Source organism: Gammaproteobacteria bacterium, from assembly GCA_013214945.1.
Classification (GTDB): domain Bacteria; phylum Pseudomonadota; class Gammaproteobacteria; order Enterobacterales; family Psychrobiaceae; genus Psychrobium.
In genome coordinates, this window is sequence record JABSRT010000014.1 from 45,637 (window position 1) to 62,062 (window position 16,426).

A 16,426-nucleotide genomic window follows, 5' to 3' on the forward strand; every position below is an offset into this window, starting at 1 on the left:
TATTTACTCTGACCTATTTATCATTGGACATACTATCTAATTGGTTATTGTGTAATCAATAGGGCATGTTAACTATTTTAAAAGTGAAACTGTTACATGAAATTATGATCTTTGAGTTCAAAAATCATAATTTAAGATTAAATTCAACAACCAGTTTATGTGTTATATCTGATGGAACACTAAGAACTCCAAGTAACCGTTCTAGCTGAGTTGCAGTAGACTGAATACTTCCTGTTTCATGCTGATGAGCAACACGCGCAGCATGATATAAATTCACAGATTGTTCCCAGTCACCTTTAATTAAAAGAGCTTCTGGTTCAGTAACACGCTCCCAATAATCATGAGATGGTCTTCCATCACGTTCACTATCCATTTCTTTCAGTTGTTCTAGCACCTTATCGGCTAAGGCTATTGCCTCATCCATTTCACCTAACAGGACTGATTTAGAGGCTGCGTTTATCCCTGTGTATGTATCAGAGGGGACTTTGCTAAAGCCCTCTTTGTAAAGATTTCGTGAATGTTCCAATGCATCGCGCGCGCCTGATATATTATTAATTTTTTTCCGATGCTCCCATAAATCTGCCCATACTGCTGCAAGAATCCCTAATGTTTCGGTATCACGATGACCTTTTTCGAGCAACAGATTTAACTCATAAGCAGCGTTATCGAGCTTACCTGCTCGTCGTAGTGCAAGCCCATATAATTGTTGAAGTCGAACCGAATTTGGAAATGTCTTTAAAGCGAACTCTGCCATCTGGATTGACTCTTGATACTGTTTGCCACGAATAAGTAGATCAATTGCAACACCTGATAATGTTGCTGAGGAAGTATATGCAGGTTCGTTACTTACAATGCGTTCCTTAATTTTGTCAAATAGCTGAGCTTTTGCCATTGCTCGAAGTTTTATTGGCTCTTCAGTCATAGATTTTTCGAATTCCATGACATGTCTGACAGCCGTAGTACTAAGTGCTTTTCCTGCCAACCCGCAAGTTAACCTGACAAGGTCTGCGCCCATGGGACCATCAACGTATTCAGAGAAATCAAGATAGAGTTGCCCACCCTGAAGCCCTGGGGGTTTTTGCCCATCTAATGATGCAACAACAAAGAAAAACGGAGAATCAGTACCTATAGTTTCATTCTTTTTGTGCATCATGGAATCTAGCTCGGCCTCTACCCATTGGGAATCAGCAGTATTTTGAGACCAGATCAAGACCCCACTAGCACTACTATCAAGATTTTTACCAAGTTGTGAGGCTAACCCCTTTCCTGGTACAAGAACAAATTGGTCAAGAAATACAGTATAACCACACTGTGTTAACATGTCGTACAATGAAATAGCCCAAATCCGATCTAAAGAACGATAGGAAATAAAAACATCCCACTTAAAGTTTTCCGGCCGTGGTCGAGGTAATTCGCAGTGCTCAATCCAGTAATTCATGCAATATCTCTCTATCGTTTGTTCTGGTCATCAGGGGTTTTAGCTATATATTTTCCCCAATCGGAGTTTTCTTTAGATATTATTGACTCAATATCATTTACAAATATATCAAATGAATCATCGTCCTTGTAAGGAGTAGAACTCGTCAAGAAAAGGTGTTTTAAATGTTTTAACGTTTCACAAGTTGTACGATAATTAATCCAACGCTCTTGATATTTACATAAAGATAATAAAGCTGTTGCACATGTAACTGCCACACCCAATAACGCGGTAATCCATTCGGAATAATTTATATCATCAGAAAAACCTGAAACCAGAGGGATTATAGCCCCGGAAATAATTTGAATGACAGATAAGCCCTTATACATACTTTGACTAGATTTGCTTTTAGTGTCATAGAATGCAATTTGATCATCTACTCTTTTGTTAGTGTACTGCTCAGGATTCATCTATCTCACCATTGATGCTTTGTTCACAGCAGCCATTATTGCATCATGATTCCATTGAACTGTTGAGCTAACATTATCGCTAATATAGGAAGGTGTATTAGCGGGAGGAGTATTGCCTTTATGCACTGCGATAACTCCCTTTCCCATTTTTATACTTTGCTCAACTTCCCATTTAACCCATTTACTCTTAATACTTTTATCAGATAAATAAACCATAGTGACCGATGTGTTTTTTATTTTTTCGCGAATTTTTCGTTTAATATAATCAGAATCTTCACTATCAAAAGCCTTTTTTACTGAGTAATCAGAAAATTCTAAATCACTATTGTCGTTTTTTGACTGACCACGTAATAAATTTACTTCATTCATATCTTCATGTGAAAAACTTATAAAGACATTTCGGGTTTTCATATTTCCCGCCTGTTCAATTTTTTCTTTCGCCTTTTGCTCCAACTGACTCTTATCAGTAGGAGAAAAACCGAAGCCACCACCACCGCCCATATCAAGCTCCTTAATTGTTAAATTCCATACAAGAAATACAAGTGCCACAAGGTGTTTCGCCACCTACATGGCACGAATATGACGATATAATCCCTCTTTCCTTAGCAAGTTGGATGACATCTTTTTTATAAAAGTCCCGTAAAGGCGTAATTATCTCTATTTTTCTTCCAAGTGATTTTGATATTGCATATTCCGCAGAAAAAAGAAAATCATCTGTTTGGTCAGGAAAAATTGCTGTTTCTTCTCTAAGGAGCCCTATTGAAACAGAAGAGCACTCATTTTGAACAGCGAAAGAGCTTGCCATTAGCAACAGCATCATATTTCGGCCAGGTAAAAATGCCTCATCAACCACATTTTTAGTTGGGTCTGTCAGACCTGAAGATATAACCTTACCAAAGCCGCTTATATCCATAATTTGGGGCTGTCTCAGCCCAAATTGTTTAGTATGTTTTATTGCTCCTTGTAACTCACGCTCCAAATTAATTTGTCCGTAATTAATGAACAATGGCAATTGATTCTGGCCAACTTCTTGAGCTAAAACAGTCATCAGACAAGAATCTAATCCACCGGATAGTAATGTTACTATGCTCATGTCACAACCTTCATATTTAACGCCCTCATTACGAACCACATTGCCTGATCGACAACAGAAACTGAATACTTAAATTTACGTACTATTGATATAAAACGAATTTCCACTTCTTCATATTTATCGATACGAGCAAGCTTGGATATATTTAAATGTTTATCGCCAGCAATCTCCATATAACGAATTATATGCCTATCAATAATTGCCACTTCATCCGTATAGCCGATATTTTTAAGAAAATGACTTGCTTGCTTGGGGCCTATACCTGGACAAATACGAATCAACTCTCTCCTTAATGCAAAGGAACCTAGATCTAAACTAACTAATTTCTTTAAAGAGCCATAGTCGGAGTAAATGTTAAATAATGATTGTGATATGCAATTTGCACCACGTGCAGGATACCTATATCGCTTATACATTTTATCAGTTGTTTTTGCGTGTACAGGCATAGTTAAAAATTGTTGTATGGCAGAACTAGATTCATTTTTTAATACCATTTTTTTAGATACCAATCTAGAACGCCTAATACCTGCGGCATAAGCAACAGCAATTTCATATCTAACTCCGCTTCCTAGTATGCAAATTAATAACTCATAAACAAGTTGTGTCTCTGTCATCTCAGCAACACTAATACGTTTGACGAGTTGATTTACATCACTGCATAAATTATTGACTGCATGATCAATTTGCCATAATTTCATATAAAGCCTCGTCGATTTTTATATCACTTGTTAATGCTGATGCAACAGTATCGAAAAATTGAGGGGGAAGGTAGTGTTGCAACATAACTTCTATTTGATCCGTTTCTATAGTTTGTTGTAGATAGGGCATCCAATTTTTGTAAAATTCAAGGTTATGCATATAACAACTTGTGAAAAAATTTATATCGGTGTTTTGCCCCCACTTACTTTGATGCTTATATAAATCCAATTGAAGCGGATGGTGAAGTGTTCCTTTTTCAAAATCAACGACTGTTTGACACCAATCAAGTCCATCAAACGAATCAGCTCCTGCAAAAGCATATAGCATCATAGATATAGGGTTACCAGTGCCAAGTATGTGTAATGTTTGATATTTGTCTAATGTATTTAAAGAAGTTCGGATTTTTTTGATATTGAGAAGGATTTCTAAAACCCCTCTGCCTAGCTCTCTTTCCGGTATAGCGATTAATTTAGGCTTACAACTCTGACTAACCGCCATGCAGAGTGCTGGGTATTCAAGTGGATTTTTACAATGGATAATTGGCGATATATCTGATGTGCTAGCTTGTTTTATAGTTTTTTGGATAGATGAAGTAATAATTGAAGAATTTTGTGTTTTTTGATTTAAGCAAAAATCATCAAAGCTAAATGCATATGAAACGTCATTTCTTTTTAACGTCTTTATATAACGTTTTTTACACCACCGCTTTGAACGAGACCAAACCATTTCATAAAGGCCAGAGTCCCATAAAACTACCTGGCTCTGCTCTTTAGCTTTTTCTAAGGCCAACTGAAGCCGGCTATTATTCTGATTCTTATAAACATCAAAACAAGAAACCAAAAACTGAGGATAGTCACAAGCGACTAATAATTCAACATGATCAATTACAGACCAATTGTTTTTTGAAACACCTGAAACCGAGGGGTAGAATATTGGGGTTGGTAACCCGCCAATTGTATTTTTTACTTTAACCATAAATCATTCCTTTGATATTCCATTATAGTACCTAGACTTACTCTAAATCTAATCCTTTTAATATACCTAATACACCACAATCAATATTATTGTAGATCAATCATAGACAACATGAGACATTCATACTTTTCTATCAATTTACCTGACCTTCAAATTTTAGGTCAATGCCGTCGAGTTGGGATCCGTCTATTTCCTGTGGCGCGTACTGGAATTTTTGTTATCCAGAATCAGCAACTATAGCTGTTACATATCTCACCAGCCTAAAAGCATAGCTTTTATCTTATCTGACGCTTCCTCGGTCGTTAACTGCCCGGCTTTATGCTGTTCAAAGATTGACGGTATCGAGTCTATCAGGCGGGCGTATTCTGCATTTTCTGCATCTGAATCATCCGATGGAATTTCTTCAAATTCTAAGTAAGTCCGAGGCATATCATGAATGATCCGCTTAAGATGTACAAAATGATAATCATCACCAACTACAATTTCTGCATCATGAGGTACTTTTTTTCAATTTGCTGAAGTTTTTTTATTAATTCTGATGTTTTCATATTTGTTACATCCGTTGCCCAGTCCAAACCACACGGCCGATTAGTTCTAGATCTGTGCCGTCGAGTTGGGATTTGTGGATTTCCCAAGGATTGTATTGAGTGTTGTCTGATTTCACTTTGATGATGCCGCCAGGCAACATTTGTAGTCGTTTAACTAATAGAGTGTTGTCGTGACGCATGACGTAAACACCGTCGGACAGGTTGTTAAAATTTCGGTTAACCATAATCATTGAACCGTCTTTCAAGGTTGGATACATGCTGTCGTCATTGATTAACATTAAAAAAACATCATTAGGATTTACCCCAATTTCTTTTTGTAACCAATTTAGTTCAAACGAAACCGTGTCTGTTTGCTGCTATTTATCTATCAACATCGGTTAAAAACAAGAAAAATAAATTCAGTCTATGCTTTTGATTATATGAGAGTTAGAGGTGGTTAGCAAGCGCTCGCTATCGATTTTCTGATTGGTTTTTTTGATTGTTTATGACTCTAGTTATCGAGCTTATTACGAACTGAGCACGCCCTTAACAGAATAAGGATCTTTTACTGTCATGCATGCTGGGCAATATAATAGACAGTCCAATTTAACCTAGCATTTTAGGTCCTTGATAGACCAATACTCAATTGTTCTGTTACTATTAACTCAATTGTAATTATCGTGAATAAGTTTGTGCTTACTGACACTGTAAGTCACGTTATTCATTAGTTTTTGATGTTGAAATAATTTTTTAAGGATAAGTCAATTTTGTGTGAATTGCTTGGGATGAGCGCTAATGTGCCGACCGATATTGTTTTTAGTTTTACCGGCTTAGTTGAACGGGGTGGGGTAACAGGTCCACATTCCGATGGTTGGGGAATTACCTTTTATGACGGCAAAGGCTGTCGTTCTTTTCGCGATCCGCTGCCAAGCTGTCAATCAGAAGTCGCTAAATTAGTTAAAAACTACCCAATTAAGAGCCAAGCGGTTATTAGTCATATTCGTCAGGCGAATCGTGGTGGGGTATCACTTGAAAATACTCATCCGTTTGGTCGTGAACTGTGGGGCAAGAATTGGACTTACGCTCACAATGGTCAGCTGAGCGATTATGAAGATAAAATTACTTCGGAGCGTTTTCTGCCGATTGGTCAAACAGACAGTGAGCTGGCTTTTTGTTGGCTGCTCGACCAAATGGCGAAACAATTTCCTAGCCAGCCTGAAGACTCTAAGCAGTTATTTGAATTTTTAAATCAGCAATGTGATTACTTGCGTAGTTTTGGTGTTTTCAACATGTTGTTGTCAGATGGCGAGTTTGTTTTTGCCTACTGCACCAATAATTTGTGTTGGATTACGCGCCGTGCGCCGTTTGGCAAGGCCAAGTTAATTGATACCGATATGGTGATCGATTTTCAAAAAGAAACGACACCTTACGATGTCGTGACTGTTATTGCGACTAAACCGTTAACCAATGACGAAGCCTGGCAAAAAATGGGCTGTGGCGGCATGGTAATGTTTCGCCATGGCGAGCTCGACATGGCGTTTGAGCCTCAAGTATAACGAAATTGGCTTGGCCATTTAGCCTTAGCCTACATATTAGTCTTCGCTAAATTTCAACCAAGCCAATTGCAAATCTGCTTGTTCTTTGCCTTCTTTAAACTGGGTTAATTTCACCATCGTATAGTTTAACGAGGGCGCGACCCATAATAGGGTTTTTCGGCGCGACGATTCTCTGATCCGTTCAATTTTAATCGCGTTAATTTTACCATAAGGCAGGCTCAGCTCTTCGGTGGCGACAACTTTAAACTTGTAGGTCACTTCTTTGCCACGATGAATAATCGGATACTCAAACTCCTTATCGCCGGCAATCAGTTGTTGCTGCATCGCCAGTTGATAAAGTTGGGGGTCTAAAATGTCTGGTTGGGCGGTAAACTCACGCGTTTTACTTTTATAAAGACTGACAATTTTGTTTTGGTCAAAACTGAGTTTGGTGTGGCGATCTCGCCCGGTGCCAGTGCGTTTATAATTATAGGCCAGCGGTACAATTTTGTTTTGGTTAAGCTTAAAGGTGCTGCGCTCGTGCCGGCTGTCAGATAAAAACAACCAACTTATTTGGCTATCTGTTTCCAGTAGATACTGACCATCAATGGTGGTTAGTTGACGATACGCTTCGCCCAATTCGCTGCCTTTTCGAAACACTTTATAGTTTGCTTTAAATGGTTTAAAGGCTGTGTCGGTCGTTGTTTCAGCAAGTAAAGTTACAGGATTTAATGCAATTGTGGTGATTAATGGCAATAAAACTTTCTTAAGAAATTTGATAATCACTCCCCTAGACTACTCGTTTTTAAGTAGGGTTATGTAGCAAAAAACGTTACAATAACGCGTATGTTACTAAAGATATAATAGTTTTGACCCAATGATGCAACCATGGCAACCAGATTTTTTAGAATCTAACCCATTATTTAGCGATCTCAAATCATTATTAGCCAATAAAGCTTGGACTAATTGGCCCGATTGCAATGAACTTAACCAACTGATGGACGCCGATGTTATTAATCAGCAAGGGCATCAACTGACGTTGGTTGAGCAAACCGATAAGCTGCTCAGTGATGGTTTGTATTACGAAGAGCGTATTTATTTGCATGCGCAAGTACCGACCCGACCTTGCAGCTGGCATGACTTTTTTAATGCGATGATTTATATTTTGTTTCCAAAAGTAAAACAAGAAATAAACCGGCTCCATTATCAGGATATTGTCAGCAGCGGAAAAATAAAGCGCACCAAATGTCGTAACGCATTAACCTTATTAGATGAATGTGGGGTGATTATTGCCTATTGTGATGATAAGCAAAAAGAGGCGTTAACCGAGCAGTTTTGGCACCAAGCTTTTGTCGCTAACCGCAGTCAATGGGGCGACAATATTGCTGGCTTTATTATTGGCCATGCCAACTATGAAAAGGCGCTGGCGCCTTACATTGGTTTTACGGCCAAGGCGTTATATGTCAAGGTTGAGCCTGACTTTTTCAGCCGTGATAAATTCGAACAATACCGTCAATTAGATACGATGGTTGCGCAAGAACTCGAGACGCTGATGGTTGATAATCGACACCTATACCCGCTACCTATTTTAGGTATTCCACATTGGTGGCCTGATAACATCAACCCGAACTTTTACGACAACGTCGATTATTTCCGCCCGAAAAGGATAGCTAAGTAGCCATGGCACTCACTCAAGAAAAACATTTATTTAATCCAAAATTTCAATGGGCGTGGCTAGCGCCAAAATATTGGGGCGCGTGGTTAGGCATTATGTTGTTATTTATATTGGCTTATATTCCGCCGATTATTCGCGACCCAATGGCGCGTTCGTTGACCTCGCTGGTACTTAAAGTGTCTAAAAAACAACGGCGCATTGTTGAGATAAATTTAACTCAATGTTTTCCACAGATGAGCAGCGATGAACGCAGTGCGTTAATGCGTAAAACGATTGAGATCTTTTTGCAAACGGTGTTCGCTCAAGGTGAATTGTTGTTGCGATCGCCGCAATACATTATGAACCGGGTTGAGGTTGATGGTTGGCAACACGTTGAGAAAATTATTAAAGATGGTGATAAGGCGATCTTCATTTGTCCGCACTTATGGGGGCTTGAGTTTGCGCCAACCTATTTTATGTGTAAAAAGGTTCAGATGGTTGCGATTATCAATGAACATAAAAATCCATTGTTTAATTGGTTAACCGCCATGCAACGTAATCGCTTTGATTCAAAAATATACGTGCGCCAAGCAGGCATCAAGGTGCTAATGAAAGGCAGCAAGGCCGGACTGCATATGTTTTATTTACCAGACGAAGACTATGGCCCAGACAAATCAGAATTTGCGCCGTTTTTTGGTACCACTAAAGCAACCTTGCCTGTGGTTAATCGTATTGCACGTTGCAGTGGTGCTAAAGCGATGTCGGTTGGCATTGCCTATGATCCGCCAAGTCGTAAATATAAGTTAACCATTGAAGCGCCGCTCGATTGCAGTCAAGATCAAAGCAAAGAAGAAGAAGCCTTGTTTTTAAATCAACAAGTTGAACGGATTATTTTACGTGACTTAAGCCAATATATTTGGATTTTACGAGTATTAAAAACCAGACCACCAGGTGAGTCTCCGTTATATTAATGCTAAGCAATACTTAATCACGGGGAAATAGGGCAGTGAGTTCTTTATTAACAGATCAACTGTTGCTGCAAGTAATTAATAAATTGCCCAGTTTCAATGAAATTACGATTGAGAATATTAGCCGCTTAGCGGGTGGTTTATGTAACGTTAATGTGTTGGTCGAGCAGCAGAATAGCAGCCAAGTCATCCGTTTTTTAACCGCCGTCGATTTACAAAACGGGGTTGATCGAGAGCGCGAATTTAATCACCAACGGCTTGCTGCAAATAGTCATTTCACCCCGGTACCGCGACAATATTATACCAGCGGCCAGTTACAACAGCTCTGTGGTGAGCAGTGGCATCAGTTAACCAACTGGTGTCATGGCATAATGATTGTTGATTATTGCAGTGGGCGCTCATTAGCATCGCTTAAGGTACTAAACTCGGCTGAGCTTAAAGCGCTGGCCAATTTAGTGGCAGGTGTCCATCAAATCCCAAATCAAGAACATATGATTGCTGGTGAGTCGGTTTCACCATTTAAGCGACTTAGTGACTATTGGCATTTATGTACGAGTAACAACGAGCAATTTAAGGGCCGTCATCAAATTGTGGTGACCGAGCTTATTAATCGACTTAAAGAACTGACTTCTCATACTTATTGCCTTATTCATGGTGATATTAATCGCGGTAATATTATTGTCGGGGCAACGCAATTGTGGCTAATAGACTGGGAGTTTAGTGCTTTTAATGATCCTTATATTGATTTAGCCAGTGTGATGGTCGAATTGAAATTAGCGGCTCAGGATCGTGCGCAGTTTATTGCTCAATACGCGCAAGTTAGCTTTGAAGTTGATCAAGCAAGGTTACAACTCTTTGAATGTTATTACTGCGCAATGTGTTGGTTGTGGCTGCAATTGCAGCCCAATGAAATGATCAGTAATGCAGACGGCGAATATTATTATCGCCGGATGCTTGAGCTAAGTAATAGTTTAGCTAAGCAATAGTTGCAGTACGTAATAGTTGCTCGGTTAAACTGGTAATGGCTTGGCGCAGTTTTTTTCTGTCATGGCAACGAGCAGTGTCTTGCGCAATATCACGAAAATAAAAAGGCTCACAATCTTTATCTTTTTCGCTATGAATCAAGACGGCATCAGGCGCAGGCAGGTTGGTCATTCGTTGACTCCAGCTCAATAATTGCTGTTCAGTTAATACGCCAGCCGGACTATCTTCGGGCACTAAATTGGTGATAAAAATCTTTTTTGCATCGCTATTAGCAATCGCTTGACGTAACTCGGGCAATAATAATGGCGGCATAATGCTGGTTAAAAAACTCCCAGGGCCAATGATGATCAGCTGAGCTTGATTAATGGCTTCAATCGCTTCGGCTGTTGCCTTAACTGGTGGGTCTAATTTTAAAGCATGTGGCATGGTTTGCATTTTGTCGACTTCGATTTCACCAAAGATATGTTGCTGATCATCGGCTACTGCAAGCAAATGGGTTGGGCTTTCTGACATCGGAATAATGAGACTTTTGACATGGAGCATATCGCGAATAATATTAATGGCATCAAGCGGACGGGTTGCCATATGGTCTAGCGCTAACAACATTAAGTTGCCTAAGTTATGCTTGGTCAATTCTCCTGGACCTCTAAAGCGATACTCAAGTAATAAACTTGCTGGTGTTGGATGAGTGACCAATTGTTGAATGCATCTTCGGAGGTCTCCCCAAGCAATACAATCTTGAGTGTCACGGAGCCGACCCGTTGAGCCACCATTGTCTGTTGTGGTGACAATACCTGTTAGGCATGGCCCTAAATGATTTAACGACGATAAAACGCGACCCAAACCGTGGCCGCCACCGATAGCAACGACACGCTCAAGTTGTTCTAATTTTGGTTGAACCCGGCTGGGATTTGTTAAGGGTAAATAGATGCTTTGATTTTTCATTGTTAAGCAAGTCCTTGCAGAGACGAATTATCAAATGACTTATTTAAGCATAACAAAAAATTTAGAATTTGCGTTATTTGTATTGGGGAAACTCAAGCCAATACGAGGTCACCGATTAACTCGAAAAAGTTTGGTTTACGGCATATATTAGGGTGCCTTGAGCATGGTTGGCTCAAGGTGAATAAAAGCTAGCTGTTCGTAGCAAGGAGTCTAACAAACCGATTTTCTAAAACATTGATTTGAATGATCGTTTATTAGTCCGGTTGCTTGTAGATGTGAATACAGGGTCGTTGAACCAAGAAACTTAAAACCACGCTTTTTCAGGTCTTTTGCTAACTGATCACTAATAGCTGACGTCGCAACGTAATCTTCAGGCTTTTCAATGTCATTGACAATGGTTTTATTATTAACATAAGACCAGATGAATTTACAAAAGCTGCCATATTCATTTTGTATTTCAATAAAGCGTTGCGCATTGTTAATCGCTGCGGCTATTTTTTGTCGATGACGGACGATTGAGGGATCTTGCATTAAACGTTCGACATCGTCATTGGTGAACTTAGCGACTTCGGTGACATTAAAATTTAAAAACACCTTACGGTAACCTTCACGTTTTTTAAGAATGGTATACCAACTCAAACCAGCTTGTGCCGACTCTAACACCAGAGATTCGAACATTGCTGTGTCATCGTGCACCGGAACGCCCCATTCATGGTCGTGGTACTCAACATAATCAGGCTTGCTGGTGTCTAACCAAGGGCAGCGCTTACACATTGTTAGCTCCTTTAGCGGTGGTCATTCTCAGCTCCTGCACGTGAAAAATCGCCGATTGTGGTGCCATTAAACTCTTATTCATGTGGTCACTCCACTGGTTAATCTATATTAGTGGATTAAAACTAGCAGTTAATGCTGTGGATGTATTGATTTTTAATATAACATTTATTAGTTAACGATAGTTTTACCAGCCGTACTCATGGACTGAATAGCAGCTGTATTTCGTTAATAAACCGCAAACCAAAGCCAATCCGTCGCTAATCTTATAACGTTTAACATATCAATATAACGAACGTAGTGATCGGTTGTAGCCTGAACCTTGGTTAATAAGCCAATTAATATTTATATATAATATAAGTGGGCTAGGCTTAGCCCGTAACAACTCTTTTTATTGTCACTAGCGCAAGGAGCATTTAGTGAAAAAACAAATATCAAACAGTACATTTTTTGACAAGAAGGTTTTCCCCAGCTTGTTGTTTACATTTTTGACTTTTATGGTGATTTCGGTGCCGTTGGCAGCCGGAGAGAATGGCACGACTACGATGGGATCCATAGCGATATTAGCCGCAATATTAATGGCCATTTTTGGTTATATATTTATGCAGGAACAATTTTTTGATTTAATGGACGAAGTTTATGACGACGGTGATGCGTTAGTCTTTAAAAATTCAGGTAAGGAAATACGGGTTAACCTGCGCGACATTCTTGATCTCAGTAGTGAAATGACCAGTGCGCGGCGAAAAGTGACGTTACTACTTAATCATGAGACTGAGTTAGGCCATAAACTTACCTTTTATACCCGAGGTAACTTCTTGCCTCACCAGAACAATTTAGCGGTAAACCTTGAAGAGCTTAACAACCGCATTACGCTAGCCCGCGGTCATTAATCTGTTTGTCATATGATTTTCTCAGAGTAACTCACCCCACTAGCTTTACGTAATGTGGGGATTTGAGTATTAAACCTATGTTACTTTGAGCTTCATATTTTTATTGAGCTGACTTCACTCGAATTTTGTTCTTTGCTACTTTTGATTCGTTTAAGCTAGCAATTGCCGCTAATGCTTCTTTTTCATCAAGCATTTCGATAAAAGCAAAGCCTTTTGATTGACCTGTTGCTTGGTCTAATACTAAGTTACACTCGGTTACTGTACCGTGAGTTGCAAATAAGGTGTTAAGTTCTTGCTCGGTGGTGTTCCGGTCAAGGTTACGAACTAATAGTTTCATAATAAGCCATGTTATTTATAATTAATGACTAATTATCTCAATTTATGTCTGATTGACCAAGCTATTTTATTGGAAATAATAACGAGGTTGTGACAGGTATCAACGGCGAAGCTAGCTAGACCTTATTTTTATTGCTGCGGGCTTGTATTGGCCTCAACTAATAATAATAAATGGAGTAAATCCTGTGAAATCTGCCCAAGAACAATTATCGAATTATAAAAGTGTCCACCTTAATTCGCGTAATATCAAAACTCACTTTATTGGCATTCCGCTGATTATCTGGTCGATATTTTTGTTGCTTAATCTCATTCCATTTCAGATTGCGGTGCTGGACGCGCTAAACGACTATTTTCCGGTTAACGTCGCCACGCTATTTGCTATTGGAGTGCTTGCTTATTATTCATTGTTGCATGTTCGATTGGCATTCGGCTTGGCGATTTTTATTTTGCCGGTATTGTATACATCGTATTTGGTCGCTCAACAGGCGGGTGCCGGGTGGATTGCTTTGGTGGTGTTTGCTGTAGGTTGGGTATTGCAGTTAATAGGTCACCATTATGAACAGGCTAAACCGGCATTTATCGACGATTTAAATCAGTTGTTTATTGGTCCTTTTTTTCTGATGGCAGAATTGTATTTTCTATTAGGCTTAGAAGCTGAGCTCAACAAAAGCATAACCCCGTTAGCTATTACCAAAAGACGGCAGTTAGAGAAAAAATTAAGTGATAATCAGCAGGTGAGCTAACACCAATGGCCAGAGGCTATTGTGATAAGTTAGTTCAACGTGGTGTCATCACTGCCATTGAACTAACTTCGACGTTATTGTTTAATCCATACTCATCGCGAAATATGAGCTTATTCAGCAGTCAGGCTATTTAAAGCATAACCGCCAACCACATGGCCAATATTACTAAAACCTAAACGTGCTAAGGCTTGGGCTGCTATGTGCGAGCGGCTGCCACTGCGACAAATTAAGGCCAACGGCGCTTGTTTGTTGTGTTGGTATTGCCGCACAAACTGGACCAGCCGTGATACCGGCACATTAGTATATGATTGGGCATCGTGGCCTAAGGCATATTCATGGGGCTCTCGAATATCAATCAATTTCAGCGCACCAGATTGTGCCATCGCCACACCTAAGCTAGTGCTTGAATATGCCTTCACTTGGCTTTTGTTGCCGTTGCCGACAAAGGCCCCACACATTATTTCTGCGCCGGTCTCATCAACAATATGTTGGTCTAATAAGGTCTTTTGACGCGAAAAATCGACCAAGGTGATACCGTTGAAAATGACTAGCGCTAATAATTTATTGCGTGACAGCTCGGCGCTAAAGCTGGTGGCAAATTCATTATGATAGTCATGACTTGGGCAGATAATGGTGTTGTTGCCGATAAGCCGATGCAATTGCTGGAGACTGGAAAACAAGCCATCAGTGCTACTGGTACTGAAATTGGTCCGCCCGAGACTGCCGATTAAAATGGTGTCGCCGCAAAATGCATATTCTACTTGCCATGCTTGAGCCGTCGTTGGCAGAGATTGGCATAACAACAGACTAATGCTGTCATTAGTGTGACCTGCAGTGGCGACTTTAACTAAGTATTGCTGACCAATGGCTACATATTGATAGGTGTTGCCGTCAACGGTAAACGATGGAGAATTAAGCGGCCAGCCAAGATGATCGCTGTGCTGGTTTGGCAGTAAGTGGTCTGCAATAAGCCCACGACACGACACATGATCGGCATGACCATGGGTATCGATAACCGCGATTAGTTGCAACGATTGGCAGGCCAGTAAGGTCGTAATACGCTGCTCTAGTTCAGGTAAGGGATCAATGATAACCGCTGTTTTTTCTACGTTGTCAACATATAACCAAGTGCAACTTCCGCCTACTTTAAATTGGATTAGTCCCGCTAATTCAACCGGGTTGTTGGTTTGTGCCAGATCATGAGTAAAGCAACTCATTGTCAATGCTTGGGCGCATAGTTGGATCCGCTCACAGGCAATATCGACTTGCGCTTGAGTCATTGCTGGGCCAAAAGACATGCGAATAGCAGACTCGCTTTGCCACTGCGCTAACCCCATCGCGTCAAGCACAAAACTACGGGTTACTTTCGAGCTACAGGCCGAGCCAGAACTGACCCTAATATTGGCAGCATCAAATAAATCCATCATTTCTTTTGAGCTAAGGTTTGGCACCGAAAAATTAATCGTGGTTGGCACGCTATTATCAAAGTGATGGTTCAATACAATGCTTGGGAAGGCGGTGGTTAATGCCGCGACGAGTTGCTGGCGAAATTGCTCGAGCTTAACGGCTGGGGTAAAGCTGTGCTGGCTTTGATTGAGTAACATCGAGAATATAACACTTAGGGCCGCCATGCCGGGCAGGTTTTCAGTGCCAGAACGCAAACCACCTTCTTGACCGCCGCCAGCGATAAATGAGGTGAACGGTGCATTTTCTTTAATATATACAAAACCAATGCCTTTAGGTGCATAAAGCTTGTGACCACTAAAAGGGGCGTAATCTATGCTGGTATTAGCCAGATTGAGACTCATTTTCCCCAATGCTTGCACGCAATCGACCATCCAAAACACATCTTGATTATGGCCTCTGATCGTTTGATCTAATAACTCAATATCTTGATAAACACCAGTCTCGTTATTAACGGCCATGGTGCAAATCATTAAGGCATTAGGTACTTCACGGGCGATAAAGTCCAAATCGAGTTGGCCGCTCTTATCAACCGGAATCGCTTTAATTTGAGCATTAATGCCAAGCAACTCATTCCAATGTTTGAGTGATTCTGGCACTGCTTTATGCTCGGTAGCGCCATATAACAAACAATAATCTTGGGTATTTTTAATGCTGGCTCTAGCGTGGCATAGTGCCGACAAAATAGCGGTTTGGATGCCCTCAGTTGCGCCACTGGTAAAAATAACCTTGCCGTGACCAGCGCCAATGATCTCTGTTGCCTGATGACGGGTTTTATCCATGATCTGTTTAGCTTGCAGGCCGCTAATATGGCTGCTGCTTGGATTACCAAATAGCGTTTCCATTGCCGCAAGTGCCGCAGCCGCGGCTTGAGGTAATACCGGAGTCGTTGCATTCTCATCGAGATAAATTTGCGTGAGCTGGTCCATAAATTTCTCTTAGCTAAATATAGTTA

At 40.3% G+C, this 16,426-nt stretch carries 18 protein-coding genes and 1 pseudogene; 6 read left to right on the forward strand and 13 right to left on the reverse strand.

Annotated features, from left to right (window positions below):
* Window positions 1-124 precede the first annotated feature (124 nt).
* The 8 genes and pseudogenes from HRU23_12110 to HRU23_12145 form a co-directional block, all read right to left on the reverse strand.
* Window positions 125-1,438, reverse strand: coding sequence for a TIR domain-containing protein (locus HRU23_12110; GenBank protein ID NRA54881.1), 1,314 nt, complete (start codon window positions 1,436-1,438; stop codon window positions 125-127).
* Between the two features lie 11 nt (window positions 1,439-1,449).
* The gene (locus HRU23_12115) at window positions 1,450-1,887 is read right to left on the reverse strand and encodes a DUF4231 domain-containing protein (protein ID NRA54882.1); all 438 of its coding nucleotides are present in this window, start codon (window positions 1,885-1,887) and stop codon (window positions 1,450-1,452) included.
* Window positions 1,888-2,388 (reverse strand): TIR domain-containing protein, encoded by a 501-nt coding sequence (locus HRU23_12120; protein NRA54883.1) that lies wholly within the window; start codon window positions 2,386-2,388, stop codon window positions 1,888-1,890.
* 10 nt (window positions 2,389-2,398) lie between these two features.
* On the reverse strand, window positions 2,399-2,980 hold the full coding sequence (locus HRU23_12125; protein NRA54884.1) for a 7-cyano-7-deazaguanine synthase: 582 nt from the start codon (window positions 2,978-2,980) through the stop codon (window positions 2,399-2,401).
* On the reverse strand, window positions 2,977-3,678 hold the full coding sequence (locus HRU23_12130; protein NRA54885.1) for a hypothetical protein: 702 nt from the start codon (window positions 3,676-3,678) through the stop codon (window positions 2,977-2,979). The genes HRU23_12125 and HRU23_12130 overlap by 4 nt, the downstream gene beginning before the upstream one ends.
* Window positions 3,659-4,654, reverse strand: coding sequence for a hypothetical protein (locus tag HRU23_12135; protein NRA54886.1), 996 nt, complete (start codon window positions 4,652-4,654; stop codon window positions 3,659-3,661). The genes HRU23_12130 and HRU23_12135 overlap by 20 nt, the downstream gene beginning before the upstream one ends.
* A gap of 252 nt (window positions 4,655-4,906) precedes the next feature.
* The gene (locus HRU23_12140) at window positions 4,907-5,083 is read right to left on the reverse strand and encodes a hypothetical protein (GenBank protein NRA54887.1); all 177 of its coding nucleotides are present in this window, start codon (window positions 5,081-5,083) and stop codon (window positions 4,907-4,909) included.
* A 124-nt stretch (window positions 5,084-5,207) separates the two neighbouring features.
* Window positions 5,208-5,576, reverse strand: a pseudogene (locus HRU23_12145) (helix-turn-helix transcriptional regulator).
* Window positions 5,577-5,948: 372 nt separating this feature from the next.
* Here HRU23_12145 and HRU23_12150 point away from each other — a divergent pair.
* The gene (locus HRU23_12150) at window positions 5,949-6,737 is read left to right on the forward strand and encodes a class II glutamine amidotransferase (GenBank protein ID NRA54888.1); all 789 of its coding nucleotides are present in this window, start codon (window positions 5,949-5,951) and stop codon (window positions 6,735-6,737) included.
* A gap of 36 nt (window positions 6,738-6,773) precedes the next feature.
* On the opposite strand, the gene HRU23_12155 is transcribed toward HRU23_12150, so the two are convergent.
* Window positions 6,774-7,502 carry a DUF3108 domain-containing protein gene (locus HRU23_12155; GenBank protein ID NRA54889.1) on the reverse strand — a complete coding sequence of 243 codons (729 nt, stop codon included), beginning with the start codon at window positions 7,500-7,502 and terminating at the stop codon, window positions 6,774-6,776.
* A 91-nt stretch (window positions 7,503-7,593) separates the two neighbouring features.
* Between HRU23_12155 and HRU23_12160 the strand changes: the two genes are divergently transcribed.
* The 3 genes from HRU23_12160 to HRU23_12170 are packed head-to-tail and all read left to right on the forward strand — an operon-like array spanning window position 7,594 to window position 10,324.
* Window positions 7,594-8,394, forward strand: a complete 801-nt coding sequence (locus tag HRU23_12160; protein NRA54890.1) for a DUF3025 domain-containing protein — start codon at window positions 7,594-7,596, stop codon at window positions 8,392-8,394.
* A 2-nt stretch (window positions 8,395-8,396) separates the two neighbouring features.
* Window positions 8,397-9,341, forward strand: a complete 945-nt coding sequence (gene lpxM, locus HRU23_12165) for a lauroyl-Kdo(2)-lipid IV(A) myristoyltransferase (GenBank protein NRA54891.1) — start codon at window positions 8,397-8,399, stop codon at window positions 9,339-9,341.
* Window positions 9,342-9,376: 35 nt separating this feature from the next.
* The gene (locus tag HRU23_12170; GenBank protein ID NRA54892.1) at window positions 9,377-10,324 is read left to right on the forward strand and encodes a phosphotransferase; all 948 of its coding nucleotides are present in this window, start codon (window positions 9,377-9,379) and stop codon (window positions 10,322-10,324) included.
* Here the strand turns inward: HRU23_12170 and yvcK are convergent.
* Both yvcK and HRU23_12180 read right to left on the reverse strand, forming a co-directional pair.
* On the reverse strand, window positions 10,314-11,267 hold the full coding sequence (gene yvcK, locus HRU23_12175; protein ID NRA54893.1) for a uridine diphosphate-N-acetylglucosamine-binding protein YvcK: 954 nt from the start codon (window positions 11,265-11,267) through the stop codon (window positions 10,314-10,316). The genes HRU23_12170 and yvcK overlap by 11 nt on opposite strands.
* A gap of 210 nt (window positions 11,268-11,477) precedes the next feature.
* Window positions 11,478-12,041 (reverse strand): DNA-3-methyladenine glycosylase I, encoded by a 564-nt coding sequence (locus HRU23_12180; protein NRA54894.1) that lies wholly within the window; start codon window positions 12,039-12,041, stop codon window positions 11,478-11,480.
* Window positions 12,042-12,457: 416 nt separating this feature from the next.
* On the opposite strand from HRU23_12180, the gene HRU23_12185 reads away from it, so the two are divergent.
* Window positions 12,458-12,928, forward strand: coding sequence for a hypothetical protein (locus HRU23_12185; GenBank protein ID NRA54895.1), 471 nt, complete (start codon window positions 12,458-12,460; stop codon window positions 12,926-12,928).
* A 100-nt stretch (window positions 12,929-13,028) separates the two neighbouring features.
* Here HRU23_12185 and HRU23_12190 read toward each other — a convergent pair whose 3' ends face one another.
* Entirely contained in the window at window positions 13,029-13,265 is a 237-nt protein-coding gene (locus HRU23_12190) for an RNA-binding protein (GenBank protein ID NRA54896.1), read from the reverse strand.
* Window positions 13,266-13,449: 184 nt separating this feature from the next.
* Here HRU23_12190 and HRU23_12195 point away from each other — a divergent pair, with 184 nt between their 5' ends.
* Window positions 13,450-14,007 (forward strand): DUF962 domain-containing protein, encoded by a 558-nt coding sequence (locus tag HRU23_12195; protein NRA54897.1) that lies wholly within the window; start codon window positions 13,450-13,452, stop codon window positions 14,005-14,007.
* A 110-nt stretch (window positions 14,008-14,117) separates the two neighbouring features.
* Here the strand turns inward: HRU23_12195 and HRU23_12200 are convergent, their stop codons facing one another.
* Window positions 14,118-16,400 (reverse strand): aminotransferase class V-fold PLP-dependent enzyme, encoded by a 2,283-nt coding sequence (locus HRU23_12200; GenBank protein NRA54898.1) that lies wholly within the window; start codon window positions 16,398-16,400, stop codon window positions 14,118-14,120.
* Window positions 16,401-16,426: the final 26 nt, after the last annotated feature.